This is a genomic window from Psychrobacter sp. W2-37-MNA-CIBAN-0211 (assembly GCF_040309405.1).
GTDB classification, from domain to species: Bacteria; Pseudomonadota; Gammaproteobacteria; order Pseudomonadales; family Moraxellaceae; genus Psychrobacter; species Psychrobacter glaciei.
In genome coordinates this window covers 1-25,249 of the sequence record NZ_JBEOOU010000017.1, presented here as the reverse complement: position 1 = coordinate 25,249, position 25,249 = coordinate 1, and the positions used below count along the sequence as shown (strand labels likewise).

Annotated in this window: 21 protein-coding genes; 2 read left to right on the top strand and 19 right to left on the bottom strand. The window is 44.2% G+C overall.

The window, feature by feature from the left end; all coding sequences use genetic code 11:
• Nucleotides 1-175 precede the first annotated feature (175 nt).
• Entirely contained in the window at nucleotides 176-1,471 is a 1,296-nt protein-coding gene (locus tag AAEY72_RS13005) for an alpha/beta hydrolase (RefSeq protein ID WP_352310820.1), read from the top strand.
• On the opposite strand, the gene AAEY72_RS13000 is transcribed toward AAEY72_RS13005, so the two are convergent.
• The 15 genes from AAEY72_RS13000 to fmt form a co-directional block, all read right to left on the bottom strand.
• On the bottom strand, nucleotides 1,436-2,563 hold the full coding sequence (locus tag AAEY72_RS13000; RefSeq protein WP_352310818.1) for a metallophosphoesterase: 1,128 nt from the start codon (nucleotides 2,561-2,563) through the stop codon (nucleotides 1,436-1,438). The two genes, AAEY72_RS13005 and AAEY72_RS13000, sit on opposite strands and share 36 nt — an antisense overlap.
• 156 nt (nucleotides 2,564-2,719) lie before the next feature.
• The gene (locus tag AAEY72_RS12995; protein WP_352310816.1) at nucleotides 2,720-3,793 is read right to left on the bottom strand and encodes a metallophosphoesterase; all 1,074 of its coding nucleotides are present in this window, start codon (nucleotides 3,791-3,793) and stop codon (nucleotides 2,720-2,722) included.
• 148 nt (nucleotides 3,794-3,941) lie between these two features.
• The gene (locus tag AAEY72_RS12990) at nucleotides 3,942-4,403 is read right to left on the bottom strand and encodes a thiol-disulfide oxidoreductase DCC family protein (protein ID WP_352310814.1); all 462 of its coding nucleotides are present in this window, start codon (nucleotides 4,401-4,403) and stop codon (nucleotides 3,942-3,944) included.
• A gap of 1 nt (nucleotide 4,404) precedes the next feature.
• Nucleotides 4,405-5,274, bottom strand: a complete 870-nt coding sequence (locus AAEY72_RS12985) for a fatty acid desaturase family protein (protein WP_352310812.1) — start codon at nucleotides 5,272-5,274, stop codon at nucleotides 4,405-4,407.
• Between the two features lie 114 nt (nucleotides 5,275-5,388).
• Nucleotides 5,389-5,832: a hypothetical protein gene (locus AAEY72_RS12980; RefSeq protein ID WP_352310810.1), complete on the bottom strand. Its 444-nt coding sequence runs from the start codon at nucleotides 5,830-5,832 to the stop codon at nucleotides 5,389-5,391.
• Between the two features lie 83 nt (nucleotides 5,833-5,915).
• Complete coding sequence (locus AAEY72_RS12975) at nucleotides 5,916-6,881, bottom strand: TIGR01777 family oxidoreductase (RefSeq protein ID WP_352310808.1); 966 nt, start codon at nucleotides 6,879-6,881, stop codon at nucleotides 5,916-5,918.
• Nucleotides 6,882-6,904: 23 nt separating this feature from the next.
• The gene (locus AAEY72_RS12970; RefSeq protein WP_352310806.1) at nucleotides 6,905-7,405 is read right to left on the bottom strand and encodes a hypothetical protein; all 501 of its coding nucleotides are present in this window, start codon (nucleotides 7,403-7,405) and stop codon (nucleotides 6,905-6,907) included.
• Nucleotides 7,406-7,522: 117 nt separating this feature from the next.
• Nucleotides 7,523-8,476: a fatty acid desaturase family protein gene (locus AAEY72_RS12965; protein ID WP_352310804.1), complete on the bottom strand. Its 954-nt coding sequence runs from the start codon at nucleotides 8,474-8,476 to the stop codon at nucleotides 7,523-7,525.
• Between the two features lie 157 nt (nucleotides 8,477-8,633).
• On the bottom strand, nucleotides 8,634-9,152 hold the full coding sequence (locus AAEY72_RS12960; RefSeq protein WP_010197184.1) for a GbsR/MarR family transcriptional regulator: 519 nt from the start codon (nucleotides 9,150-9,152) through the stop codon (nucleotides 8,634-8,636).
• 116 nt (nucleotides 9,153-9,268) lie between these two features.
• Nucleotides 9,269-9,898, bottom strand: coding sequence for an L-threonylcarbamoyladenylate synthase (locus AAEY72_RS12955; protein WP_352310802.1), 630 nt, complete (start codon nucleotides 9,896-9,898; stop codon nucleotides 9,269-9,271).
• Nucleotides 9,899-10,192: 294 nt separating this feature from the next.
• The gene (gene dprA, locus AAEY72_RS12950; RefSeq protein ID WP_352310800.1) at nucleotides 10,193-11,440 is read right to left on the bottom strand and encodes a DNA-processing protein DprA; all 1,248 of its coding nucleotides are present in this window, start codon (nucleotides 11,438-11,440) and stop codon (nucleotides 10,193-10,195) included.
• Between the two features lie 48 nt (nucleotides 11,441-11,488).
• The gene (locus AAEY72_RS12945) at nucleotides 11,489-12,586 is read right to left on the bottom strand and encodes a LysM peptidoglycan-binding domain-containing protein (protein ID WP_352310798.1); all 1,098 of its coding nucleotides are present in this window, start codon (nucleotides 12,584-12,586) and stop codon (nucleotides 11,489-11,491) included.
• Between the two features lie 348 nt (nucleotides 12,587-12,934).
• Nucleotides 12,935-14,356 carry a threonine synthase gene (gene thrC / locus AAEY72_RS12940; RefSeq protein ID WP_352310796.1) on the bottom strand — a complete coding sequence of 474 codons (1,422 nt, stop codon included), beginning with the start codon at nucleotides 14,354-14,356 and terminating at the stop codon, nucleotides 12,935-12,937.
• Between the two features lie 45 nt (nucleotides 14,357-14,401).
• Nucleotides 14,402-16,006 (bottom strand): transcription antitermination factor NusB, encoded by a 1,605-nt coding sequence (locus AAEY72_RS12935; protein WP_352310794.1) that lies wholly within the window; start codon nucleotides 16,004-16,006, stop codon nucleotides 14,402-14,404.
• Nucleotides 16,007-16,072: 66 nt separating this feature from the next.
• Nucleotides 16,073-17,131: a methionyl-tRNA formyltransferase gene (fmt, locus tag AAEY72_RS12930; RefSeq protein ID WP_502945380.1), complete on the bottom strand. Its 1,059-nt coding sequence runs from the start codon at nucleotides 17,129-17,131 to the stop codon at nucleotides 16,073-16,075.
• A gap of 460 nt (nucleotides 17,132-17,591) precedes the next feature.
• Here fmt and AAEY72_RS12925 point away from each other — a divergent pair, with 460 nt between their 5' ends.
• The gene (locus tag AAEY72_RS12925) at nucleotides 17,592-20,408 is read left to right on the top strand and encodes a response regulator (protein WP_352310790.1); all 2,817 of its coding nucleotides are present in this window, start codon (nucleotides 17,592-17,594) and stop codon (nucleotides 20,406-20,408) included.
• Between the two features lie 93 nt (nucleotides 20,409-20,501).
• Here AAEY72_RS12925 and AAEY72_RS12920 read toward each other — a convergent pair whose 3' ends face one another.
• The 4 genes from AAEY72_RS12920 to mnmE all read right to left on the bottom strand — a co-directional run bounded on the left by AAEY72_RS12920 (nucleotide 20,502) and on the right by mnmE (nucleotide 24,933).
• Nucleotides 20,502-21,176, bottom strand: a complete 675-nt coding sequence (locus tag AAEY72_RS12920; protein WP_352310789.1) for a riboflavin synthase — start codon at nucleotides 21,174-21,176, stop codon at nucleotides 20,502-20,504.
• A 423-nt stretch (nucleotides 21,177-21,599) separates the two neighbouring features.
• A complete protein-coding gene (ribD, locus tag AAEY72_RS12915) occupies nucleotides 21,600-22,670 on the bottom strand; it encodes a bifunctional diaminohydroxyphosphoribosylaminopyrimidine deaminase/5-amino-6-(5-phosphoribosylamino)uracil reductase RibD (protein WP_352310787.1) in 1,071 nt (356 codons plus the stop codon).
• A 305-nt stretch (nucleotides 22,671-22,975) separates the two neighbouring features.
• Nucleotides 22,976-23,452 carry a transcriptional regulator NrdR gene (gene nrdR, locus AAEY72_RS12910; protein WP_010197173.1) on the bottom strand — a complete coding sequence of 159 codons (477 nt, stop codon included), beginning with the start codon at nucleotides 23,450-23,452 and terminating at the stop codon, nucleotides 22,976-22,978.
• A 92-nt stretch (nucleotides 23,453-23,544) separates the two neighbouring features.
• Entirely contained in the window at nucleotides 23,545-24,933 is a 1,389-nt protein-coding gene (mnmE, locus tag AAEY72_RS12905; RefSeq protein ID WP_352310866.1) for a tRNA uridine-5-carboxymethylaminomethyl(34) synthesis GTPase MnmE, read from the bottom strand.
• Nucleotides 24,934-25,249 lie beyond the last annotated feature (316 nt).

Genomic DNA, 25,249 nt, shown 5'->3' with positions numbered 1-25,249 from the left:
TAAATAACGGGTAGAAATGATTATATTTTTGGCATCGAGCCATGCTTAACTTTATGGTGACGAGCTTTTATACCTGATTGGAATGTAATATAACCTTTGCGATTAACTGCTATATTAATCGTTCACTTATAAAGCCGATTAACTTTGTTTAAACATCGATTACAAGAGAGGGTTTATGCCTATTTTACCAGTGCCATCGCTCAATGCTTTATTGACAAAAACGCTTAAGACCGTAAAAAAGACAGCCGCTAAAAATGTGCACCAGCATCATGTTTTGCACCATACGCTAAAAGGGTTGGATAATCTGCCAACGCCGATACTCGAACGTTTTAATCACCAATTAAAAGCGTCTACAGCGGAGCAATATCCCCTTGCTGACGGCCATCTGCGCCTGATACTTGCTGTCAGTAATAAGCTCAAGCGCCCGTTGGCACTGGATAAGCTGCCCAAACTACGGCAGAAATTTGGTACAGATGCGGTGTCGTTGCAAGCGCCTAGCGTTTGGCAACAAAATGCTGAGGCCTCAGGAAATTCAGAGAATGCCGTCAGCTGGCAAGATAAGACCATTGCCAATGCGGATGGTGGTGACATGACCGTGCGCTGCTACCAGCAGTCGAAGCAGAATAACGAGGGAAAAAGTACGGATGAAGTCGCCATGTTGTTTTTTCATGGGGGCGGGTTTTGTATCGGTGATATCGATACGCACCACGAGTTTTGTCATACGGTCTGTGCCCAAACTGGCTGGGCAGTCGTGAGTGTCGACTATCGCATGGCTCCTGAGTATCCAGCGCCAACGGCTCTTAAAGATTGTCTAGCAGCGTATGCTTGGCTGACTAAACATTCTCAGTCACTTGGTGCATTGCCATCGCGCATCGTATTGTCTGGTGATAGTGCAGGTGGTTGCTTGGCAGCACTGGTTGCGCAGCAGGTTATCAAGCCTATCGATGCATTATGGCAAGATAATAATCAAGCTACTGAGACTGATAAAAAAGCCAATAATACCTTTAAAAAATCACTGGCTGACTTGCCGCGACCTTTAGCCCAATTGCCGCTATACCCTGTCACTGATTATGAGGCTGAATATCCGAGTTGGGAGCTTTATGGTGAAGGCTTGCTGCTCGATCACAACGATGCAAACGTCTTTAATACTGCCTACACTCAGCACAGTGGTCTAACGCAGTCCCACCCGCTTATATCAGTCATGCAGGGTGACAACACACACCTGTGTCCAAGCTATGTCGTCGTTGCGGAATTAGATATCTTGCGAGATGAAGGACTGGCTTATGCTGAGCTTTTGCAAAAAGAAGGGGTTAAAGTAGAAACCTATACAGTGCTAGGCGCACCGCACGGTTTTATTAACTTGATGAGTGTCCATCAAGGTCTTGGCAATCAGACAAGCTATATTATCAAGTCGTTTGCTTGTTTTGTGCAAAACCTACTGACCAGTGAGGGTGATGAGCCAAATCTCTGAGCGCGAGCCTAGTCGAAACGGAATGCCCCAAAAGCCGTAACCAGATGACACCACAAAGTGACTGTCATTGATGACCTCATAGCCATAGCCCAAGCGGTTGATGGCACTGACAATGAAGTTGGCGGGGAATATCTGACCGTTATGAGTATGCCCAGAGAGCTGCAAATCAATCGGCATTTGACTGTGCTCAGTAATATCACTTGGTCTGTGGTCTAACAATATCAGCGGCTCAGCGCTATTGACCTGCGCCAATAGATCAGTCGTCGGGACGCGCTGACGCTTATGATTGTCGAAGCGTCCCATCAGCCAAAGCGCTTGCCCTTGGTGCGTGAGGCGTATGACTTCGTCATTTAACAACTGCACGCCAGCAGCACGCAACGCTTGGACAATCGGCTGCTCGTGCCCGTATAAATCATGATTGCCTAAAGTCGCATAGACCCCATAAGGCAAGCTTTTGCATAACTCAGCCAAGTTTTCTGCCATTTTATATTTGGTAAATGCCTGTGTATTGTCATCCATGATATCGCCTGGCATCAGCAATATGTCTGCTTTATGCTGCACAATAAGACGATGCAGCTTATCTATTGCGCCAATGCCAAACAATCTCCCAATATGCAAATCGCTAGCGACCGCAATACGTAGCGGCTTGGCCAAAGGCTTATCAATATCAATAGATAACTCACGTACCACAGGCGCATAAGCGCTATATAGGGCATAAACAAACAACCCGATAAACACTGCCAATGCCAATATGCGCAACCCAAAATCGACGGTAGCCGGTGTAGCCAGCACATTAACAGTTAGCGATGTGATTAACCAATAGCAACCATAAAACAGGCTGGTAACTAAAGCCGTCAATAGCATAAAGTGCATGGCCAACATCCAACCACTGATCCAGCGATAGCTATTGGCAAATGCTCTATTGACACTGAGTAGCAGCAAACCGTTGGTAATAATGAATATGATAACCCATACCGAAGTTTGCAAACCTGCTGTCTGCCAAGGCTGTAACCACCATTGCACGCTTAGAGCTGCGCCGAAACTAAACAGCTGCAATAGCGCAAAAATGGTAATGAAAAATGCGTAGCGCATAAAGAATCCCTGAGTATGATGGCGTCAATGCAGTATATTTTTAGCTAACCAGACAAGCAAAGTAGCTATTAGCCAGCCTAACAGCAAATAAAAGCCTCTACCATTTAGATATGGTAGAGGCTTTATCATTAGGGTAACACTGTTTATTTAAATGGCTCATACACCAGACTGCAACGTAATTATCCAAATCTCAGAACGCGTACCCAGTCTAAAAGGTACTGGGCCGATGCCATAACCAGAGGTCACCAAAAACTGCGTATCGGCTATTTTTTTGCTGCCATAGTTTAGCGGTGTCAACCAATCCATCAATATCGTTAACGGGAATATCTGCCCGCCATGGGTATGCCCAGACAGATGCAAATCGACTGGCAGGGCGCTGACCTCATCCATCGCGCTAGGACGATGCTCCAAAAATATCACCGGTTTGTCTGTCTGTACTTGTGTCAATAACTCATCAGCTGACAGTCTGGTACGATCAATATCATCTGAGCGCCCCACCAGCCACACCGAGTCATTTAATAACACACTCTCATTATCAAGCGCTTTGATGCCAGCCTCTTCCACCGCCTGTGTGATCTGTTGGTCATAACCGAAATAATCGTGATTGCCTAAAGTCGCATAGACACCAAGCGGTGCCTTTAGCTTTGATAACTGCTCATGCATATTCGTATTATCGTAAGCAATGGTATTGTCATTCATAATGTCACCAGCGATAACCACGACATCGGGATGTTGCGCATCGATAAGGTTTACCATTTTCTTTATCTGTCGATTGCCAAACCATCTACCCAGATGCGTATCAGAGACAAGCGCGATATCCATTGGCTTATCCAGTGGCTTATCTATAGTGACTGTTAGACGATGTACGACGGGTGAGTAAGCATTAAATACGGCTAAGCTAACAATGGCTATATAAGTCGTAATGGCAAAGGCGCGCAAGAGTATTGGACGAGATTTTCGTTTAAAGAGTCGATAAACGAGTAGCGCCACCGTAGCGGTTATCACACCAGCATAAAGCATAAAACCTTGTAAAATACTAACGACCAGATAGACATGAAAGCGCTCACCCCAAAACTCAGTCAAACCATAAATGAGAGCCACATTATTAATAATAAAGACAGCAGCTATCAGCGCGATTTTAGCAGACGTAGTTTTTGGCTTTACAAGCCAGTAAATAAGAACGCTGGTCATAACAGCTAGCAACTGAGTGAAAATGATAAAGAACCACATAATAAGGTCTCATCAGATAAAGAGGATGCTATCTTACGTTAAAAGCTGAATGCTCTGAACATAGCGTCTTTTTTTTCACGAAAACTTCATATGCTTTACCTCTAAAGTGCTGTTGCCACAAAACCAAATAGTAGCCAGTAAAAGCCCTTTAACGTTTATCTGGGGCTATTTTACAAACGCCATTTTCACAAGCTTGCATCAGCGCTTTACCATAGAGCAACTTGGTCACCCAATTCGGAATTCGATAACGATTGCGCGCGACATAGGGATAAGCAAAGTTGCCCAGTTTTTTGACCACTGGCAAAAACAACAACGGTGACCATTTAACGTCACCTGTCCTGTAGAGCAGTCGTACAGCATCCATATGTGTGTACCAATTGCCGTAGCTGTCTTTCATACACATATACGTCATCGCATCCTGACGGCTAAATCCTGCAGCTGCCAACTCATCTAGCCCCTCCTCTACAGGAACTAAGCGTATTTTCTCTGGTTGACGCACTTGCATATTGTGTGCCTCGGTACTGCATATGACGCAAGCATCATCGTAATACATGGTGATGGATAAATGTGCTTGCTCTCTATAACTGTTGATATGATTTTGAATAATCATCTTACAACTCCTTTCTGAGTGATACCTCAGCATCGAGGCTATTCGTTTTATTAATCACGCTAGATTTTTGGTATTTATTGACTGGTGCTAAAAAAGGAATGACTGGTTGCTGCGTCCACTGTGGAGCGGTAGCATCTAAACGCTTAGCCAGTGCCGGTAAATGATTGGTCGGCACCGCTGGAAACAGATGATGCTCAATATGATAGAGCAAGTTAAAGGTTAGCAAATTAATCAATGGATGACGCTCACTGCGGGCGTATACCACCTCATCACAACCATGATGGACGCTCCATACGGCAAAGAACCCCACCATCGTGTTCGCCAATATCATCACCAACACGTGATACATCAATACGGGATGCATCGTGATAAAAGCGGTGGCAATCACTGCGAAAATAAGCAGCATATCAAAGCCAACGAGCATGCGATTGCGGCTACTACCATGCGTCAAACCAAACCACTGAATCATAATCGAAAAAATACCACCGCCTAATATCGCCTGATACCACGGCAGGCGTGCCCAGTTACCCTCGACATCGCTGTCTCCAAGCGGATCTCTATGATGATTGAGATGAGTGTGCCGAATGGCATGCGTACTACAAAGCATGGTGATACTCAGCATAAATAGCATGAGCTCTGTGGCGACCTTACTCACACCTAAAGTGCGGTGATAGCAATCATGGGCTTGTCTAAGTGCGGCAGTAAAAAAGAAAAACGTCGCAGCCAGCGCAAGTAGCCAAAACCCCTGCCACGCGCTCCACCATGACAATAATAAAAATGGTAACGATAAAAAGATATTGTAAACGGTCTCAGTGGGCTTGAGCTCACACAAATCTTGCCATTCAATATTGGCTAACGAAGAATGACGCATGATGTTCTCCTTACTTAGTGATAAGCAGTAGCTGTCTTGCTGGCGCGACCACTCAATTTAATTGTCTGGTTTTATTTATTTTATTTCTGTCAAAAGTGAAATATTTAGATAAATTTATTTGTATTTAGGTAATGCGATAAGACCTGTAATCACAGCGCTGACACCACCTATCAAGCTAAAAACCAACCCAAACATTATTTTCTCTAAAAAAACATCTGTTGCTATAATCCAAACTGAAAATATAAAAGTACTAAAAAATCCAATGAAGAATAACGGTACTATTTTTAGTATGGAATCAAATACTATCTTCAACTTACATATAGTTAATCCAGCTACTAACGTAGGGAGTAAACCAAAAAAGAATCCGCCTACAATAGAAGCTAATAGCATTTTGAAAATATCTGTTAACTCTTGCCTAAAAATATTACCGTCAATTACAAGCATATATAAGAAGACAATAAAACCACCTATCGCTCCACCTAGCAAACCATAAATCCCTATTACCTTACCTTTAGGATAGCTAGGTGCTTTGACTGTACTAAACTCAATGTCACTCATAAAAACCTCTATTTTGTTTCACATGAAACAAAGCACCCTATAATAAAGAATTACGTTTCACATGAAACAACCTTAATGATTATTTATGACTTCTGTCCTTCTAGCGCCTGCTTTAGCGTTGGCTGCTGGAACTCATAACCTGCGCTCTGTAATGCTTGCGGCAATACCTTTTGTCCATCTATGAGTAGCGTCGACATCTCACCAAATATCAGCTTGAGTAAGAAATTTGGTAAAGTAAAAAACGTCGGACGGTGTAACCATGACCCCAGTGTTTTGGTAAAAGTATGATTATTTACAGGATTGGGTGCCGTTAGGTTATACACCACCGCTGTCGTATCATTTGTAGTCTGTAGGGTATTCTCATGCGTGGTTTGACTGCCCGCATGACTAGCAAGGTGCTGCTCAATGATAAATATCGCTGCCCCTATCCAGTCCTCACGGCTGACCCAACTCATGATTTGCTGACCATCACCCAATTGTCCACCGACGCCCATCTTAAACGGGGTTAATAGTTTACCGAGCATACCGCCATCAGGATGGATAACCACCCCAGTACGCACGATAGCCACGGGCACGCTATATTCGGTTGCTGTCAATGCTAGCTGCTCCCATTCATCACATAATCGATGAGCAAAATCGGTTTCAAAACCACTGCTTTCGGTAAGAGGTTTGTCACCTTGTGTGCCATACCAACCAATCGCTGAACCGCTGACCATTAGCTTGGGCTTAATACTGGTACGCTTAATAAATGCCAATAAGGATTCGGTAGGTTTAATACGGCTGGCGAGCAATTGCTCTTTGCGCGCATCACTCCAACGTGAGTCAGCAATACCTGCCCCTGCTAGGTTTAAAATAACATCAAAGCTTTTATCCGAACTCGCCAACTCATCATAAGTCATCATATTGATATCATTCGGATGTGCTTGGCTGCTATCACGCGTCAGCCAAGTAATATGCAGCGCTTGATCTTGGGCACGGTAACGCGCCATAATCTCATCGCTAAAGGCACTGCCTAAAAATCCTGAGCCACCACTGATTAAAATATTCATGTCCTGTTCCTTATATTTTTCGCTTATCGTTTAGTAAAACTTAATCCGTTATAGTCATCGTCTTCTTTTTTAACCTTTATATCAAAACGACTTTTACATGCTTTTGGTAAAGCAATGCAGCCAGCGATGGCTGAATTGATAGCGCCAAATAGTCCTATACCAATCATAAAGGCCAGTAGCACGCCAACCTCTATCAATGAGTTTATGCCTAAATATAGGGTGATTGCACCCATATAACCTGCTGATGTTACGAACCCAACTAAAAATGTCGTTCGTAGACTCTTATGATCACCGCGCCATATCTGTTGAGTAGCGACAATAATGCCTGTTAATAAAGCAGGAATAAAACCGAGCAGACCGACATATAGCAATGGCTGATAACCAATCTGCGCAAAATCCGCATTCCTAAAAATAAACAATAAACCCAGTTCTGCAATCAACCCACCAACTATGCTGCCAAGCCCTGCAAACAAAATAATCACTGATAGGTAAGGGTAAGCACTTACATTGTTATTCGTTTTCATGATATTTATCCTATTAACATTCGTCGTTAATTGAGTATAAATACGGCGTTGGCAAAGCCAATGAAACTACTGTGGATAATTGGTGGATAAGTATCTTGATTTTATTTAGCCTACTTATTAGGCAAAACGCTTACGGATAGGACACTCACTATCATTACTATTTTGATGTTTTTCTTTTAATTTATTCGAAGAATCATCTATAAACTCCATTACAGCGGCCATATTAGGCAATACATGTGCTTTGGTCAGGTGTGGCGCAGCCGTATCCAAACGCTTGGCAAGTTCAGGTAAATGGTTGGATGGGACGGCAGGGAATAGATGATGCTCTACGTGATAGAGTAAATTAAAGGTCAGCAAGTTGACTACTTGGTTACGCTCAGTGCGAGCGATTGTCTCATCACAATCGTGGTGCACGCCCCACACAGCAATGATACCAACGCTGGCATTGGCCAACATCATGGTCAATATGTGGTATATCAATACTTGCGCTAACATGGTCAGAGCAGGAACAGCGACAGTAAATACGGTCAGTACGAAGGCAACCAAGACGACTAAAGCAATCAAGCCAAATTCTAACCAAGCCAGTTTTTGATTGCGACGGCGGCTTAGACGCAGTCCTTGATGATAAATATCGAGCCGATAAGTTATCCCGCCGAGTAGCGCTTGCCACCATGACACTTTTGCTAGACTGCCTTCAATATCACTGTCACCCAATGGGTCACGATGATGCGCCATGTGAGTAGCTCGAATGCTATGTAAGCTGGTCATTAATAGCACGCTAAGCAATAGTAATATCGCGGTGGTCGTACGCTTACCTGTCCCTAAGCTATGATGATAGCCATCGTGCGCTTGGCGGAATGCAGCAGCAAAAAACAAATAAGAAGCGCCGCATGCTAGTACATACAATGATTGACTGGCGAACCACCAAGACAACAACAAAAATGGATAAGGCAAAATAACGTTATAAGCGATTTGACCGCGCGTTAATTGGCGCAAGTCTTGCCACTCGACTGCAGCGATAGCCTTTTTAATGGCTTGCTCTTTATTAGCGTGTGTTTGATTGACTGTCATTTTACACATCCATTTGTCGTTGCTGTTTCTTATTGCTGCTACTTTTACTCAAGCTCGTGTCACTTAAACTTAGCTAGTATTTATACCTATTACATATATTTCTGTCAAAACAGAAATAATATCTCAAATTTTTTATTTTAAATCATACAGCTTACTGTTAACGCAAAACCTTTTTAATACTAGCGCCCAGTTTCAGGACTTTTTTGAGGATGCTTGTGGGCAGCTTAAGCATCTCAGATGACCAAGTGGTTAGGGTACTGACGAATTCTTGGGTATCACGGATACGTGACTTTACCTCATTATTTTCATGTTCAAATTCAGGGCTGTCCATGAGCTCTTGTAAAAACTGCACTGTTGGCTCAAGCTCACGCTTCTGACGCTCAACGACAATAATACGTGCCAACTCCCAAACATCGGTATTGGTCGTAAAGTGGTCACGACGGTCACCCAATATCGAAATCTTTTGTACTAAGCCCCAATGCTGCAACTCTTTAATACTGTTTGAAACGTTAGAGCGCGCGACGCCAAGTGTATCAGTGATTTCTTCAGCATTTAGTGGCTTGCCAATGATAAATAATAATGCATGTATCTGTGACATGGTGCGATTAACGCCCCACTGAGAACCCATTTCACCCCAATGTAAGATAAATTTTTCGGTCACAGGATTTAGTTTCATAAGAGCCATTCACTTAATTTTTTATACAATTAGATTAACTTATCTTGCGCCATTCTTTTATTTCTGTCAATAGTGAAATAGATATAAGTATCAATCTTTAAATAACTGTAATTTGTTTAGCGAATAATTAATCCTGTCGTTGCATCACGAATTTGACTAGGCAAGGTATAGCCTAGAGTGTCAGCCTGCAAGTAGCTGATTTGCTCACCAAAATACCCATATGCATCAGTGAAAGTCATAGCAGGCAGTTGCCCTGATGGATTACAACTTGTAGAAACTAATAGCCCAAAGGGGTTTTGAACGTCGACCAATTGTTGGCACAATTGACGAACCATAGGATGGGCAATAACTCTAACTGCCACTGTTTGATGCTGCCCCGTAATCCAAGAAGGTATCACTGTCGTTAAAGCCTGCGGAATGGGTAACAACCAAGTATGCGCTTGCTTGCATTGCAGCTCTATATTGTCGCTATCTGCCTGCCAACTCTTGATAATGTGTTGGCGCTGACTGTCTTCTAAAGGCTCTAGTAAAGGCATTAAACGCTCAGCACTGTCAGTAACGACAATCATACCCTTGGCTTGTGGCCGTTGTTTGATATCCAAAATGCGCTGAACGGCTATCTCATCGTAAGCATCACAACCGATACCCCAAACGCTTTCGGTGGGATACGCAAGCAGCTGCCCTTCTTTTAGCCACGTAGCAGCTTGAGCGACAGAATCAGTAGTAAAGGATGCGGATTTTTTCATGGCTTGAAGGCTTCGAAAAGGTAGGAGTTTAAGCATTAATAATAACATAGGAGAGAAGCTGACTAAGTGAGCCAAATCCAAATATAGTCAAAATATTCTAAAAACGCGACAGTGTTGCTGATATCCATTTTTTGTAGTCTCTGTCTGCGCAGGCACAGCAAGCAAGAAAAACTGATATCCGCAGTGCGTGATGGTTCGATATTACTTTTCACTGACTATATTTATGAAATTGTACCGTATTCAATCACTTAAAATTAATAAGTGAAAAAACATAAAAGTAGAGAAAGTACGACTTTAAACGCGTAAATAACGCCCACCTTGCACGCTGATAACGCCCAGTAACTCAAGCTCCATTAACTGCCCAATCAGCTGCGGTGTGTCAAGCTTGGTACTGACCAACAGCGCGTCTAAATCTTGTCCATGCCAATCAAGCTGCTCATAGACCAGCGTTAAATGCTCAGGGACGACGATAGCGCTTTTAGGGGATTTGATGTTAGACGGTGTCGATTGGCTCGTCGTTGCCAAAGAGTCTGCCTCTGCGGCATGAGAAGGTTGATGACTATTCGATAGCTTATGATTGGCCTTGGCTGTCTGTTGTGCTGGTCGATAGCCATTATTGTCATAATCCAGCTGACCATTTACATCCTCGATTACTTGCTGCGGATGATAAATCAGCGTCGCGCCTTCACGTATCAAATGGTGACAGCCTTCAGCATTGCTATTGTCAATATGACTGGGAATCGCAAAAACTTGCTTGCCTTGCTCCGAGGTTAGGCGCGCGGTAATCAGTGAGCCGCTTTGAATCGTGGCTTCCGTCACTATGGTCGCCAAGCTTAATCCAGCAACCAAACGATTCCGGCGTGGAAACGTATGCTTATGCGGCTGCGTGTGTGGTAACAGCTCGCTGATAATACAGCCACCTTGATCGATGATTTGAGTAAATAACTTATCATGATGATTGGGATAATTGACATCAATCCCTGTACCCATGACTCCAATCGTTCGACCTTGATACTCAGTATCTGTCTGAGCCAGCGCACCCAAATGCGCACGCTTATCTACCCCCATGGCAAGACCACTGGTGATGATATAACCAGCTTGCGCCAAATACTGTGCCATATCGAAAGTGATTTTTTGGGCATGGGCGGTGGGTTTTCGACTGCCGACGACAGCGATTTGTGCTTGATGCAGGCGTGCATGATTACCACGATAAAACAATAATGGCGGTGGATCATAGATTTGTAAGAGTTGGGCAGGATAATCAGGCTGATCGGCAAATAGCAGACCGTAGCGTCCCTCGTTGAGCGCTTGCTGAATTTTATCGATACTGGCTTGTGTTTGTGCTGGCTGTTCATGGCGGGCAAGATGCGTATGGTGAATACCCAACTGACGCCATGCTTCTGCTTTGGCTTGCCAAGCAAGCTCCGCCGTACCAAAAGAGGTAATAAGTTTATGATAAGCCGATAATGACGCATTCACCTCGGTCCACAGCGCCAATATTGCACGCTGCTCGTCGGGTAATACTGGAGAAACTGCCGTCATAATGGTCTGACTCGCATTTACGGATTCAACTGACTTAAGAAGTCTGGTTTATAGATAAGGGGGAGGTAGTAATTGATCACCCACATTGAGCGGTAGCTCAGAATCAAGCACATAAGCGTAGCTGATATGGTCAAAAGTATTGAACACCATCACCATACCGCTCTGCTCACTTGGCAAGCGTACAGAGGCATCATTATCTTTGGTATCTCGTACCAACGCCCCTTTTTGATAGACAGTCAACACATCGCCGGGTTTGGCACCCTCTGCGCTGCCCAAATTAATCGCGACCACACTGCCCTTCGCCGCTGAACTGATTGAGTCCATGACACGGACAATCATACCGCCGCGGCTAACCGTTGCAGGCGTTGGGTAAAATACGGGCGGGATAGAGTTGTTTAACTCAACAAAAACGCGATCACCTTCACGGACTTCTTTGCCGTAGCTGTCGGTAAGTTGCAAACTGGTAACGCCATTGGTTTCTGTAGACGTAACCAATCCAGTCGCGACTTGGGTCACTTCAAGTCCGATGACTTGCTGAGTCTTTGGCTCGACATACATCTCACCTTCACGGTAGATACCATAACGCTGACCAACGATAAGTGGTACGCCTTTGGCATAGACTTTATCACCGCTTGCCGTGATTAAGTTGCCTTTTTTAGACGCTAATATATAAGGTGTGGTATTAAAATCTGCTGGATTAACGATGATGGTTTTATCTAGCCAATGCTGGATAGCAGACCATGGAATAGGTGAAATGCTATTCGCCGTCGACGTGACTGTGACCGAGGTGGCAACTGCAGTACCGGTCAATTGTTTTTCAATCCCAGCACAGCCCTCACCCGTATCGACACCAATCAAAGTTTTACCTTGAATCACACATAAGATAAGAATGTCGTTGGGATAAATAAGATTGGGGTTTTTGATTTGCTTATTGGTCGCCCAAATTTCTTTCCAGCGCCATGGACTGTCTAGATAGCGTCCTGAGATGTCCCACAATGTATCGCCTTTTTTGACCGTATAGCGGTTGGGCGCATCCGCTTTAATAGTTGGTGCTGGATTGTTAGCGTGGGCAGCATTCATTAGCATCGCACTACTAAATGTCGTGATCAACAGGGCTTTTGCTATCGTTTTTAAGCTCATCTTCATTGTTATATCCACAATATGTACCGCTGTTGTCGCCACAATTAATACTATTTAGACCCTTGATTTAATCTTAATCTTTGAGCATTATTAAAATTAATGACAAGTAATTAAGAGCATAAAAGGACTTAACAGTACGGTTATCATAACGCCTATAGGGCAGCTGTTCAGTGTAATTGGCTGGTGTGATTGCTAAAAAAGCGTCTAGCAAAATGATGAGTCGCCGACGCTGTTTCCAATATTACAATTATATCTACCATAACACAATCATAAACACTTTATTACAATGGCGTAACTTTTATGTGGACGCTTGTTTAATGGTTGAACAAAGCTAATAACAAGTCCAGCTTTGATTTAGGCTGGATTTGGTCTGACATGCTGGCGAATTTGCTCAGCGACTTGCTCAGCGTCATTATCTAGCACCACCACGTGCTGTGGTAAGCTCTCCAAGCCTTCAGTATGAGCTGGGCGAGCGATGTCTATTGGCCCAATCGCTTCAACGATCGTGTCAGCAAATTTGACGGGTAACGCTGTCTCCGCACAGACAATGATTTCACCGTCTAACTGTAGCTCTTTGGCGACCTTGATACCGTCAGCAGTATGCGGATCAACCAATTCACCATGCTGCTCATAAAGCGTTTTGATGGTTTGCAGGCGGTCGTTATGGGTAGACTTGCCAGCAGCAAAGCCGTAACGGCTGTTGACCGCATCCATCAAGTCAGATAAGTCAAAACCTTGACCAGATTTCACCCCTTCAAACAACTCATGAACGCGCGCGCTGTCTTTTTCTAGTAGTAAATAAACAAAACGCTCAAAGTTAGAGGCTTTGGAGATATCCATCGATGGGCTTGAGGTAATGTAAGTTTTTTCAGTCGGGCGCGGCTGATAAGCACCTTGGTTAAAGAAGTCATTTAGCACGTCGTTTTCATTGGTAGCGACAATCAAACGGTCAATTGGCAAACCCATTTCGCGGGCAATGTGACCAGCACAGATATTACCGAAGTTACCTGATGGCACACTAAAGCTAACTTTTTCATCATTGCTCGTCGTGACGGCAAAGTAAGCTTTAAAGTAATAAACGATTTGCGCAAGGATACGACCCCAATTGATAGAGTTTACCGTACCTAGATTATAAGCCGCTTTAAACTCAGCATCTTGCTGCAATGCCTTGACGATATCTTGGCAATCATCAAACATACCCTCGATAGCGATATTATGGATATTATCATCAGTCAAGCTATACATCTGCGCGCGCTGGAACTCGCTCATTTTGCCATGTGGTGATAACATAAAGACTTCGATGTTTTCTTTACCGCGAAGTGCATATTCTGCCGCACTACCCGTATCACCACTGGTCGCACCAATGATAGTAATACGCGCATCTTTTCTTTTCAGCACATACTCAAAGGCATTGCCCAAGAACTGCATGGCAACATCTTTGAACGCTAGTGTCGGGCCGTTTGATAATCCTAGAATATATAAGTTATCTTCAAGCTTACGGACAGGAACAATCTCTTCACTACCAAATACTTCCGCGGTATAAGTACGCTCAATGAGGTCTTGCAAATCAGCCACAGGAATATCAGTGGCAAAGCGCTGCATAATCGCCATCGCAAGCTGTGGGTAGCTAAGCGTACGCCATTCATCGAGTACAGCCCTATCGATATTCGGATAATGCTCAGGCAGCATCAACCCACCATCTGGGGCAAGACCCATCAAAAGCACATCACTAAAATCCATCGGCGCTATCTGACCACGGGTACTGATATATTTCATTAGATTGTCCTGTCTATAATGAGGTTATTCAATATTAAAAACGGTTTATTCAGCAGTTTTATGAAGCAAGGCGTAATAAAACCCATCACCGCTTGCGCTATCAATCGGTAAGCACTGACGACCAATCGCTTGTTCGATACCCCAGCTGCAATCTTCGGTAAACTCAATCGCTACCGCATCATTATGATGCGTGATAAAGTCCTGCATTTGCTCGACGTTCTCTTGCTTTAAGATAGAACATGTCACATACAGCAGATAACCACCAGCTTTGAGTTGTGGCCATAGATTGTGCAAGATGTCTGCTTGTAGCAGTGCCGTTTGCTCGATGTCTTCTTCGGTACGCAGGATACTGATATCAGGATGACGACGAATCACGCCAGTCGCAGTACAAGGAGAATCCAATAATATCGCATCAAATACGGGTTCATTGGTAGCTGCTTTTTTATTTTTTCCATGCTGCCATCTGGTTGCATCTGCACAGACGATGTTCAATGCGATGCTGTTATCTGCTTGCTGCAAATCATGCTGACTTAAATTTAAGCGCTGTAAATTCTCGCGAATACGCTCGATACGTGGTGCTTCATTATCGATAGCCGTTACCTTGATATTAGCTGTCTCAGGCGACGTTTCAGCATCATCTTGTTTCACGTGAAACAATGATGATTCGTCATTAGCGCTTATAAGTTCTAACCAGTGAGCCAGCTTGCCACCAGGTGCCGCACATGCATCTAAAATGTGTAGCTCATTATTATTACTTTCAGCACTGTCGTTGTCAGTATTCGCACTTTCAGCGCTGTTATTTTCAGCGCTAAGCTTAGCCATCAATGCTTTATTAATAATCGGTGCAGCAAGTTGTGCATGCATGTCTTGGACGCTAGCAACCCCTAAAGCAAACTCAGGCAAAGCGTTAACGGCAGTGCTTTGATGTAGCCGGAGACCTTTGGTTGATAGCGTTGTAGGAGTGGCAGACTCTGACGAATTCGCTATCTTAAAACCAGTCGTTAGCTCAACGATGTCTGCATCAATTTCTGCCCCATCGAGTGCTTGCTGATAATCCTCTACCGAAGTAACCGCCGAGTTTACTCGTAAAAACATCGGTGCTGGTTGGCGCAAGCCTTGTGTCAGCTCATCATACTGCTCGCTCCAATCTTGCTTAAGCTGATAAGCGAGCCAATTCGGCAGGCTGTGTTTTTTATCGCACTTCTTACGAAATTTGCTTGGATTCTTAGCGACTTTACGCAAAATAGCATTCACCAAACCAGTTGAATGAGCGAACTCTATCTCTTTTGCCGCTTCAACGGTTTCATGAATCGCGGCATGATCAGCCACCTCTAAATACAGCAACTGTACTAAGCCTACTTGAATGGTGGTGCGCACCTCAACTTCATCGATAGGGTTGTCTGCTAAAGTATCGAGCAAACGTGCCAGCGCATGCCATTGACGCAATGTCGTGAGCAATAGCGCATGGGCGAAGCCTTTGTCACCATCATGCAAACTATTCAATAATGGATCAAGGACGCTTGAGAGCGACTGACCGTTTTGAATAGCGAGCAAAGTACGAATCACGCGCACGCGCACACTGCCATTCATGATAAGGTTGCTTGACGGTTTGAGCTTATTGTTTCTTGGCGCAGTGCTGGTTTGTCTCATTAAATTTTATTTCCTTGACGTATGGTCGATAGCGTCTTGTGCAAGTAGGTTGAATATAAGTAAAAGCTATTTTGATTCTGTCGTAAATTGATCGCCATCATTTAATTGGTTGCCATGGCAAATTTTCTCAGCGGTCATCGGCTTACCACCGGCAAACTGTAAGTGAGTAATGGCTAAAGTAGTGGCTGATGATTCAGCTTCGCTCTCTTTGCCACAAGCGACTAAAATCGCTTTGCGTCCGACACTGATAACAGTGCCAACAGGCTCATTGGTTTGCTGTGAGCGGTTCACAGGCAAGCTAGCCAATACTTTGACGCGTTGCCCTGCCAAGAAAGTATAAGCACCTGGCCATGGGGTCAGTCCACGAATTTTTCGTTCAATCTCAGTAGCGGATTGCGTCCAGTCGATTTCGCCTTCCGTTTTGACCAGTTTTTCAGCATAGTTGGCTTGGCTGTCATCCTGAGATACAGCCTGTTTTTGGTAATGTACCAAGTCTTTTAGCACAGTGCCAATGGCCGTCGAACCAAGTTCAGCCATCTTATCATGCAAACTGGCGGCCGTATCAGTAGGCTCAATACTAGCACTGACTTTATAAAGCATGTCGCCCGTGTCAAGACCTTTGTCCATCTGCATAATAGTAATGCCTGTCTCATCATCTCCGGCCAAGAGTGCACGATGAATCGGTGCAGCACCGCGCCAGCGTGGTAATAATGAAGCGTGAATATTTAGGCAACCATAAGTAGGCGTGTCCAATACACCAATAGGCAATATCAAGCCATAAGCGGCGACAATCATCACGTCTGGCTGATAAGTACGCAAGGTCTGCCGCGCCGCCATGCCTTCGGTGCTGGATTTTTTAAAGGTGAGCGGTTGCTCTACAGCGATATCATTGGCTAATGCCACTTGCTTGACAGCAGAAGCTGAGAGTTTTTGTCCGCGACCTGCTTTGCGATCAGGCTGAGTGTACACCGCGACAATCTCTATATTCAGGGATTCTTGTTGGCGAATCAAAGCCTCTAGGCTAATCGCTGCAAACTCAGGCGTCCCAGCAAATACTAGCCTTAAAGGGCTAGTACCCTGCTGAGCACCAAGAATGGGATTTTGCTGAGGTTTAGTAGAATCCATAGACAGATCAGAGGTGGAAGCAATTGTGTTCATAGTCATGCATTATAATATATGATTGATGTGCCCATTATAGGTGAGTTTACGACGTTGTGCCATGATTGTAATAGTGTCAATCCAGCGTTACTAATAAGGCCATTTATCTTTATAATAGCAATAAAGCCCATCACGATCTCTTTTTAACACCCTTTTATGAAGAGGTTTATATATAGGAAGTCTTTGTATTCGTACTACGGGAACTCATTATTGACACGTAGTGAATTTTCTATTCAATTATCTCTCGTTTGTCACTAGTAACAACACTAGGGCGTGTCATCATTTATAGTGAGTCAAGCGACTTATTAATTGAGCTAAGCGACTTATCAAGATAGAACAGACCCATAACAAGTGTCGCGCATTTATCAGATTGGTGACAGACGCATCATAATTGTATTTTATCGTTCCGATATAGGGTCAGGCTTTCATGCAACAGTTTCAGTCTTTACAGCGTTTGCTGCTCTTTTATACATTGACACTGCTGGCCATGTTGTCACTGTATTACTTCGCGCAGTTTGATGACCTAAACACGCATAATCATCAGCAGAGTATAGACACGTTTGAGTCATTGCAGCATGCCGTTACTGAACATGCAGAACCTCTAAACTCTGACCTTCAAGAAATATTGACCGAGCCTTCTTTTGCAGGTGTTAGTTATCAGATTATTTCTATGATGCCATCTGGGCAGACTCATATTCATCGCTATGTCCGTCCTAATGAGCGTGCATTTACCACCGTCACCTTCCCTAATGTCCTTACTTCACTGCCTTCTGATAGCAATAATTATAGTGCCTATAAGCTCAACTCTAGTAATTTAACAGGAACCATTGAGCTTGAGAGTGGTCACAAACTCTATATCATATTACGCCACAAACCACTTGAGATAGACTGGATATCCTATCGCTATTGGCTACCGCTAATGACGGCGATCATGTTCTTCATCATGGCGTTACTCTATACATTAAATCGCCAAAGTAACTGGCAACAGCTGATAGCTTATACCGATAACTTAAGTAGCAAGGCGAAAGACGCTTATCTGCCGCCACCGTTTATTAACAAAAATTCTACGGCTGAGTTTTTGCGCCTAGGTCATGCGCTCAGTCGTATCAGTTACCAACTCCATAGTAACCACCGACGTATACAAACCCTGCAACATCGTCTTGAGCGTTTGGTTGAGCAAGCACCGCTACCGATGGTCATGATCATGCGTCACGGTCAGATCAGCTTTTTCAATCAACGTTTTGAGCAGATATTTGCCACCCCATTTCAAAGCGATACCAACTATCAATTGACGGATTTTGTCTCGGCTGACGATGAACCCACCCAGCTACTACTACAAAAACTCTCTAACTTGTATGTCACCCGTACTCTAAACGTTCACGGTCTAGAGAATCAACAAGCCTATCAGTTGCACATTACCCCTTGGTTTGGTGAGCACGGACAAGTGCATGGCTTTACAGTGCTGCTTAATAATGTCAATGAAATCATCCATCAGAACGCGCATCTACAACAACAAAACCAACAGCTACAAGGAAAAATCGACGAATTTAATGGGCTCAAACCCGCTATATATCATGAGTTGCATAGACCAATAGAGACTATGATCGACACTCTTGAAACCCTGAATCCCAAGATTTTTTCTGTGCAGCAGAATGCAGTGTTACAGACGCTAATGAGGTCGAGCGACTCTATGCTGACAAGTCTCAATGACATGCTGGGTGTAGGAGAGTTCGACGTCAAGAAAACCCGTCTTAGGATTGAGTCTGTCGACATCTACAAACTGGGACAACATGTCAATGACTTAGTCACAGATGATACTCGACGACAAGGGCTCGAGCTGCATTACTTTTTTGCCCCCAGCTGCCCGCGTTATATCAATACGGATCACAAACGCTTGTGCCAGATTTTACTAAATTTATTAGACATTACTATTACATCCACTCTTGCAGGCTCTGTTTCTCTGACGATTGAAGCCATTACCGACAACCCTTTACCACCAGCCACCAAGAATGAGGTGCTGGCTATCCGCGAAGACAGCACAACAAAAAATCCGCATAACTGGGTGAAGTTTAGCCTACAAAGTGCTGGGACGAGCAACCCATCGCAGCAGCAAGCACAGCATTTTACTTATATCAATCAAGCAAACAACCCAACCAACTATCCTATACAGCAGCCCTCTATTGAAGCAATTTTAGAACTCAATACGGTGAACAGCTTTGCACAATTATTGGGCGGCTTTATTGAGTCAAATAGCACCGCCGACGAAGGTGTCAGCATTGATCTATACCTGCCTTGTCATCGTCCAAACTATCAGCCAGTCTATCGTTTTCATGAACAATTGACTCATATTCATCTGGTTGCAGTGATGAATCAAACGCTGGGTGCGGAACATTTGCAACGTTTGTGCGACTATCTATCCATACCAGCCACTATTCATACCTCGATCAATAGTGCGACCATTAGGCAGTTAACGAAACAGCTCTCCGAGAATGCGCAAACACTGGCACCCATTCTGCTACTAGATTATGAATATTATGAGAGCAACACTATCGTATTTCCTAAACCAGCAGAAGGAGACGATAAAACAATCAGTCATAACCGGCGTAAGGCCTTAAGCCAATTACTGGCCACTATCTCGATGCCTAAAATACTGCTGAGCATGAAGCCTGAGCGCCGTATCTCCTCTGTACTGTTAGATCAATGTGATGGTTTTTTGGCCAAACCTTTAGACAGTGCTTTATTGTTATCTGAGCTGCTGCGCTTAACCCTTCCAGCCAGACAGACATTCGCACCAATCCAAAAAGTGAATAAAGAAAATGGCACACTAGTAACAGAGGCAGATAACGCGATCACAGATACTGTCAACGATGCGATCGCAGTGCCGCTTATTTTAGTGGTAGAAGACAGTCCAACCAATCAAAAAATAGCTTGTAAGATATTAACCAAGCTTGGCTATCGTACGGTGGTCGCAGAAGATGGTCAGCAGGCGTTGAGTCAATTGCAAGCGCAGCATAAAGAGATTGCGCTTATTTTGATGGACTGCCGAATGCCGGTTATGGACGGCTTACAAGCGACTCAGGCCATTCGTGCACAAGGAAATGATATTCCTATTGTGGCGCTGACGGCAAACAATTCGACAGAAGATCGTGACGCTTGCTTTGCCGTAGGGATGGATGAATTTTTGACCAAGCCTATCAATAAAAATAAGCTGCAAACAGTGTTACAGAGCCTTATTAAAAATTAAGGCGTGCCCTCATTTTTATCATTATCAAAATGAGGGCACGCCTTAGTAAATATAAAGGATATGCTGAAAAACCCTACTTACTATTTTTACTTACTATCTCATAAAGCCATTATCAGCCAAGAAAGTCTCAGTGATATTACTTGGTGTATTGTGCGCTGTCTTACTGTCAGTTTGTGACTTGGTTAACAGCCGCTCTAAATAGCGCGCGACGATATCCACTTCAACATTAACCTTATCACCTACCAGCCAATGCTGAGCAATATTGGTGACTTGTGCGGTGTGCGGGATGATATTTAACGAGACGATATTATCGCGTACCAAGTTCGTGGTGAGGCTAATGCCATCAAAGGTAATAGAACCTTTGGTGGCTGTATAATGCGCCAACTCTTGCGGTATCTCGATCTCAATATAGATAGAACGCGCGTCTTTTTGCAACTTACGCACGACGCCGACACCATCCACATGACCCGCGACAATGTGACCACCAAAACGTGTGGTTGGCAACATCGCCTTCTCTAAATTAACGATATGACCTGGCTTTAGATCTTCTAACGCTGTATGCGCAATTGTTTCACGTGAGACATCAACCGAGTAATGATTGCTGCCAAAATCTACAACCGTCAAACAAATACCATTAGAAGCAATAGAGTCACCCAGTTTCACATCACTGAAGTCTAAACCATCAGACTCTATCGTCAAGCGTACATCACCGCCCGTAGGCTGCATGGATTTAACCTTTCCGACACTTTCTATAATTCCGGTAAACATATCAACCTCATCTCATTATTATATTGTCGTCATAGACAACGTATTAGCATTTATCAATATTGATGGCAGCGTTTGCTTGCCTTAACTTTTAAGTGAAACACACCTATTTTAAGCGTAATAGGGGATAAGTTGTGGATAAGTCATAGTAAATCAACCCTTATGTTATTAAAAACCTGTATTTTCACCAAGTTATCCACAGAAAATCATGGTCGGTTTAAAAATCTAAAAGCTTTCGCATTAAACTATAAACCATTGATTTTTATACATATATATTAATATTATTCATAAAAATAGACTTTTCTGTTTCATGTGAAACAAAGTTATGCACAGTTCCATGTGAAACCATTAATAGATTTACTGATTTATCCACATTCCGCACACATCTAACGCATATTGTGAGCAGATCAGTGATGGAGAACCGAGTCATAAAGGCAGTAAGGTCAGTTTTAGATCAGCGCCAATTTTTTCATAACTATCGATATCAAAACGCAGCTGCTGCGCCAACGATAGTGGATTAAAGTCAACCATTGGGCGAGCCTGTGCTCCTAATAAACAAGGCGCTTGATAAACAATAAGCTCGTCGACCAGCTGCTGGGCTAGAAAGCTGCCTGCCACGCTCGCACCAGCTTCAACCAATACTTCATAACACTGATGCTCGCTGACTAAATTCTTTAATAATGCCATTAAGTTATCTTCGTGCCAATAAATCGTATCCGGTAGACGGCATAACTGATAATCAGACTGTAAGCTGTGCGCTAAGCGCTGACGTCTATCGAGCACGACAACCTTGGGAGCGGGAACTTGCTCAGATAGTACGCCCAATTGAGTTGAGCGTACATTCAGCTGTGGGTCATCAGCGATAACGGTTTCGCTACCCGTGATAATCGCCCCACTACGGGCTCGCAGATTTTGCACGTCTTCTCGAGCAGCAGGGCCTGTAATCCACTTTGACTCCCCTGTCGCCATCGCGGTACGACCGTCAAGACTGGTAGCAATCTTAAGGCGAACATAAGGCATCTGAGTGCGCATTGCTTTCAAAAATCCGCGGTTTAAGGCCTCTGCTTGCTGCGTTAATACACCAATAGTGACGTCAATCCCCGCCTCTTCTAGTAAACGTACACCGCGTCCAGCAACTTGTGGATTGGGATCTAGACCTGCAATCACTACTCGCTTAACGTCTGCAGCGATCAGCGCAAGCGCACAAGGTGGCGTACGTCCTGTATGACTACACGGCTCCAAGGTTACATAAGCAGTTGCCCCTACTGCTCGCGTACCTGCTTCTTTCAGGGCAAACACCTCGGCATGTGGCTCCCCCGCTTTCGGATGAAAGCCTTGACCGACAATAGACTCTGCCTGAACAATAACGCATCCTACCGCTGGATTGGGCCTCGTAGTATAGAGACCTCGCTTACCCTGCTCGATAGCAAGTATCATAAAATACTGGTCTTGAGCATTTTGTTCATGGTTTGAAAGTTGATGATTTGAGAGCGTCATAAAGAGGTCACACTTAATAAGAAAGTAGCTAATAAAGACTAGGGTCTGTTGAACATTCAAATGTGGAACTGGCAGTGGCTATTTTTTAGACAATACGCAGTGAAATTTTTGACGCCTAGTCATTCTAGGGTAGACAATTTCGCCATGTATTGGCAAAAAATAGCCCTGCCCTGAAAGGCTGATGCTAAAATCACCCCAAACGTTGTTGTAAACCTAGCTAAGGTCTCGACATTATCATCAGTTTACGCCTAGTTTGATGCGATTTTAGCGATCAGCAGTCCTAATATTTGAATGTTCAACAGACCCTACTTAACGTTATCGTCAGTTTTTTCGGTGGGGCGGATGTTAGCGATTTCTTGATGAAAAGCATCAATGTCTTGAAAGTCACGGTAAACACTGGCAAAGCGTACATAAGCGACATCATCAAGCGTTTTAAGCTCGCTCATAATAATCTCGCCCAAGACCTTGCTGCTAATTTCACGCTCACCCATTTGCCGTACGCGCTTCTCTATCCGGCTAATCATTGCCTCCTGCTCATCAATGGTGATGGGACGCTTCTGTAGCGGCAATAGTATAGAGCGGCGCAGCTTTTCATTGTCGTAAGGCTCAATTTTACCGCTTGATTTGATAATTCTTGGCATTACCACTTCTACCATCTCAAACGTGGTAAAACGCTCTTGGCAACTATTACAGGAACGGCGGCGACGGACTTGCGCACCTTCTGCCGCCAGCCGTGAATCAATCACCTTGGTCTCTGACGCATTACAATACGGGCAATGCATACTACTTTCCTTGTCTTAATATTAAAGGCGGCAACATCGACGATTTAATCGCGCGGCTCAACAAAGCCATTAATTATGCTGGCTTAAAAAAGCTACTTGCCAATACAAAAGCTGCCAAAAATTTTACCCAGTAGATCATCGGCACTGAACTCACCAGTAATCTCAGCCAAGCTTTGCTGAGCTTGACGTAAGCTTTCAGCCACCAGCTCACCTGCCTGAAAGACGGTTAATTGTTCGTGTGCTTCTGCCAAATAGTCTGCTGTGCGTCTGAGTGCATCTAAATGCCGCGTGCGGGCGATGAGACTGTTTTCGGGCGGATGGAAACCCACTTTAGCACACAACGCTTCGACCAATGTATCGATACCAGCGCCTGTTTCACATGAAACATTAACTTGTTCATAACCACGATTCTTTATTTCAATCTGTGAAGCGGACATGGCATCCTCGTCACTCAAACCGTTTAGTAAATCGCTTTTATTGGCAATAATCAATAATCGCTTAGCTTCTGGTAGCTTGCCAAATAACTGCTCAGCCAGCTGTAGTGGCGTACTTTCTTCTTCAAGGTCGCGAGTCACGTCGTAGACCATCATTAACATATCAGCTTGCGTAATAGCGGTACGCGCGCGCTCAATGCCAATACGCTCTACGGTGTCTTCCGTCTCACGTAGGCCAGCTGTATCGGTTAGGTGCAGCGTCAAGCCATTCAGTACCACGGTCTCTTGTAGCGTATCGCGTGTCGTACCTGCGACATCAGTGACGATAGCGCGCTCTTGTCCTGCTAGACGGTTCAGCAAGCTCGATTTGCCAGCATTTGGTCTGCCTGCCAATACCACGTGAATACCATCGCGTAATAGCTGACCTTGTTTTGCGGTCGACAGTACTTGCTGTATCTTGTGTTGCGTGTTCTCAAGATTGGCCTGTATAACGCCATCGGATAAAAAATCAACATCTTCTTCATCGGGGAAATCAATGGCGGCTTCAACATGTAAACGCAGATGAATAAGCTGCTCAAGCAATTCATTAATTTTTTGTGAAAACTCACCACTTAGCGAGCGTATAGCACTACTGGCAGCGGCAGCACTGGTCGCATCAATCGCATCAGCGATAGCCTCTGCTTGTACCAAATCCAGCTTATCGTTGTCAAAAGCGCGGTAAGAAAACTCCCCTGCACTGGCTTGTTTTGCGCCCAATTCAAACACCCGTGCTAGCAGCTGATTTTGCAAAATCATGCCGCCATGCCCTTGCAGCTCAATCACATCTTCACCAGTAAATGAGTGCGGCCCCTTAAAGTACAACACTAAGCCTTCATCAATGGTCGTGCCATCCTCTTGATAAAAACGGCAAAAGCTGGCCATACGCGGGACAAAAACAGACTTACCAGTGAGCTGACAGGCAATGTCATAAGCACGCGCACCTGACAGACGAATAACCCCAACACCACCGCGCCCAAGCGGTGTGGCAATTGCGGCAATGGTGGCCAATCCAGATGACTTATGATTTTTAGAGGAATCAGGCTTTTCAGATGAACCAAGTGCTAACGTCACTTCGACAGAATTCACGCTTACTCTCAATAGATAAAAACCCCATTATAGACGGCTAAAAGCATGCTGACAAAGCAATCTTTACATAGCGGGATTTTGCGCTTTTTAGTGCGTACCAATATAAGCAAATACTAAGTATAAGCAAATACTAGGTTTGACGTATAAAAAAACCACCGCTTATGAACTGACCCCCGAAACTTGGACGGTTTAATTAAAGATAGGACTGAGCTCTGTATTGTACAGGGCTCAGTCCTTT

What these genes read in the sequence shown, in the direction of transcription:
- AAEY72_RS12985 (WP_352310812.1), bottom strand. Translation starts at nt 5,274, where the DNA reads ATGCGTCATTCTTCGTTAGCCAATATTGAATGGCAAGATTTGTGTGAG.
- AAEY72_RS12945 (WP_352310798.1), bottom strand. Translation starts at nt 12,586, where the DNA reads ATGAAGATGAGCTTAAAAACGATAGCAAAAGCCCTGTTGATCACGACA.
- AAEY72_RS12925 (WP_352310790.1), top strand. Translation starts at nt 17,592, where the DNA reads ATGCAACAGTTTCAGTCTTTACAGCGTTTGCTGCTCTTTTATACATTG.
- AAEY72_RS12980 (WP_352310810.1), bottom strand. Translation starts at nt 5,832, where the DNA reads ATGAGTGACATTGAGTTTAGTACAGTCAAAGCACCTAGCTATCCTAAA.
- AAEY72_RS13005 (WP_352310820.1), top strand. Translation starts at nt 176, where the DNA reads ATGCCTATTTTACCAGTGCCATCGCTCAATGCTTTATTGACAAAAACG.
- ribD (WP_352310787.1), bottom strand. Translation starts at nt 22,670, where the DNA reads ATGACGCTCTCAAATCATCAACTTTCAAACCATGAACAAAATGCTCAA.
- AAEY72_RS12970 (WP_352310806.1), bottom strand. Translation starts at nt 7,405, where the DNA reads ATGAAAACGAATAACAATGTAAGTGCTTACCCTTACCTATCAGTGATT.
- AAEY72_RS12965 (WP_352310804.1), bottom strand. Translation starts at nt 8,476, where the DNA reads ATGACAGTCAATCAAACACACGCTAATAAAGAGCAAGCCATTAAAAAG.
- nrdR (WP_010197173.1), bottom strand. Translation starts at nt 23,452, where the DNA reads ATGCATTGCCCGTATTGTAATGCGTCAGAGACCAAGGTGATTGATTCA.
- AAEY72_RS12935 (WP_352310794.1), bottom strand. Translation starts at nt 16,006, where the DNA reads ATGAGACAAACCAGCACTGCGCCAAGAAACAATAAGCTCAAACCGTCA.
- AAEY72_RS12990 (WP_352310814.1), bottom strand. Translation starts at nt 4,403, where the DNA reads ATGATTATTCAAAATCATATCAACAGTTATAGAGAGCAAGCACATTTA.
- AAEY72_RS12960 (WP_010197184.1), bottom strand. Translation starts at nt 9,152, where the DNA reads ATGAAACTAAATCCTGTGACCGAAAAATTTATCTTACATTGGGGTGAA.
- AAEY72_RS13000 (WP_352310818.1), bottom strand. Translation starts at nt 2,563, where the DNA reads ATGCGCTACGCATTTTTCATTACCATTTTTGCGCTATTGCAGCTGTTT.
- fmt (WP_502945380.1), bottom strand. Translation starts at nt 17,131, where the DNA reads ATGGATTCTACTAAACCTCAGCAAAATCCCATTCTTGGTGCTCAGCAG.
- AAEY72_RS12920 (WP_352310789.1), bottom strand. Translation starts at nt 21,176, where the DNA reads ATGTTTACCGGAATTATAGAAAGTGTCGGAAAGGTTAAATCCATGCAG.
- AAEY72_RS12955 (WP_352310802.1), bottom strand. Translation starts at nt 9,898, where the DNA reads ATGAAAAAATCCGCATCCTTTACTACTGATTCTGTCGCTCAAGCTGCT.
- AAEY72_RS12995 (WP_352310816.1), bottom strand. Translation starts at nt 3,793, where the DNA reads ATGTGGTTCTTTATCATTTTCACTCAGTTGCTAGCTGTTATGACCAGC.
- dprA (WP_352310800.1), bottom strand. Translation starts at nt 11,440, where the DNA reads ATGACGGCAGTTTCTCCAGTATTACCCGACGAGCAGCGTGCAATATTG.
- AAEY72_RS12975 (WP_352310808.1), bottom strand. Translation starts at nt 6,881, where the DNA reads ATGAATATTTTAATCAGTGGTGGCTCAGGATTTTTAGGCAGTGCCTTT.
- thrC (WP_352310796.1), bottom strand. Translation starts at nt 14,356, where the DNA reads ATGAAATATATCAGTACCCGTGGTCAGATAGCGCCGATGGATTTTAGT.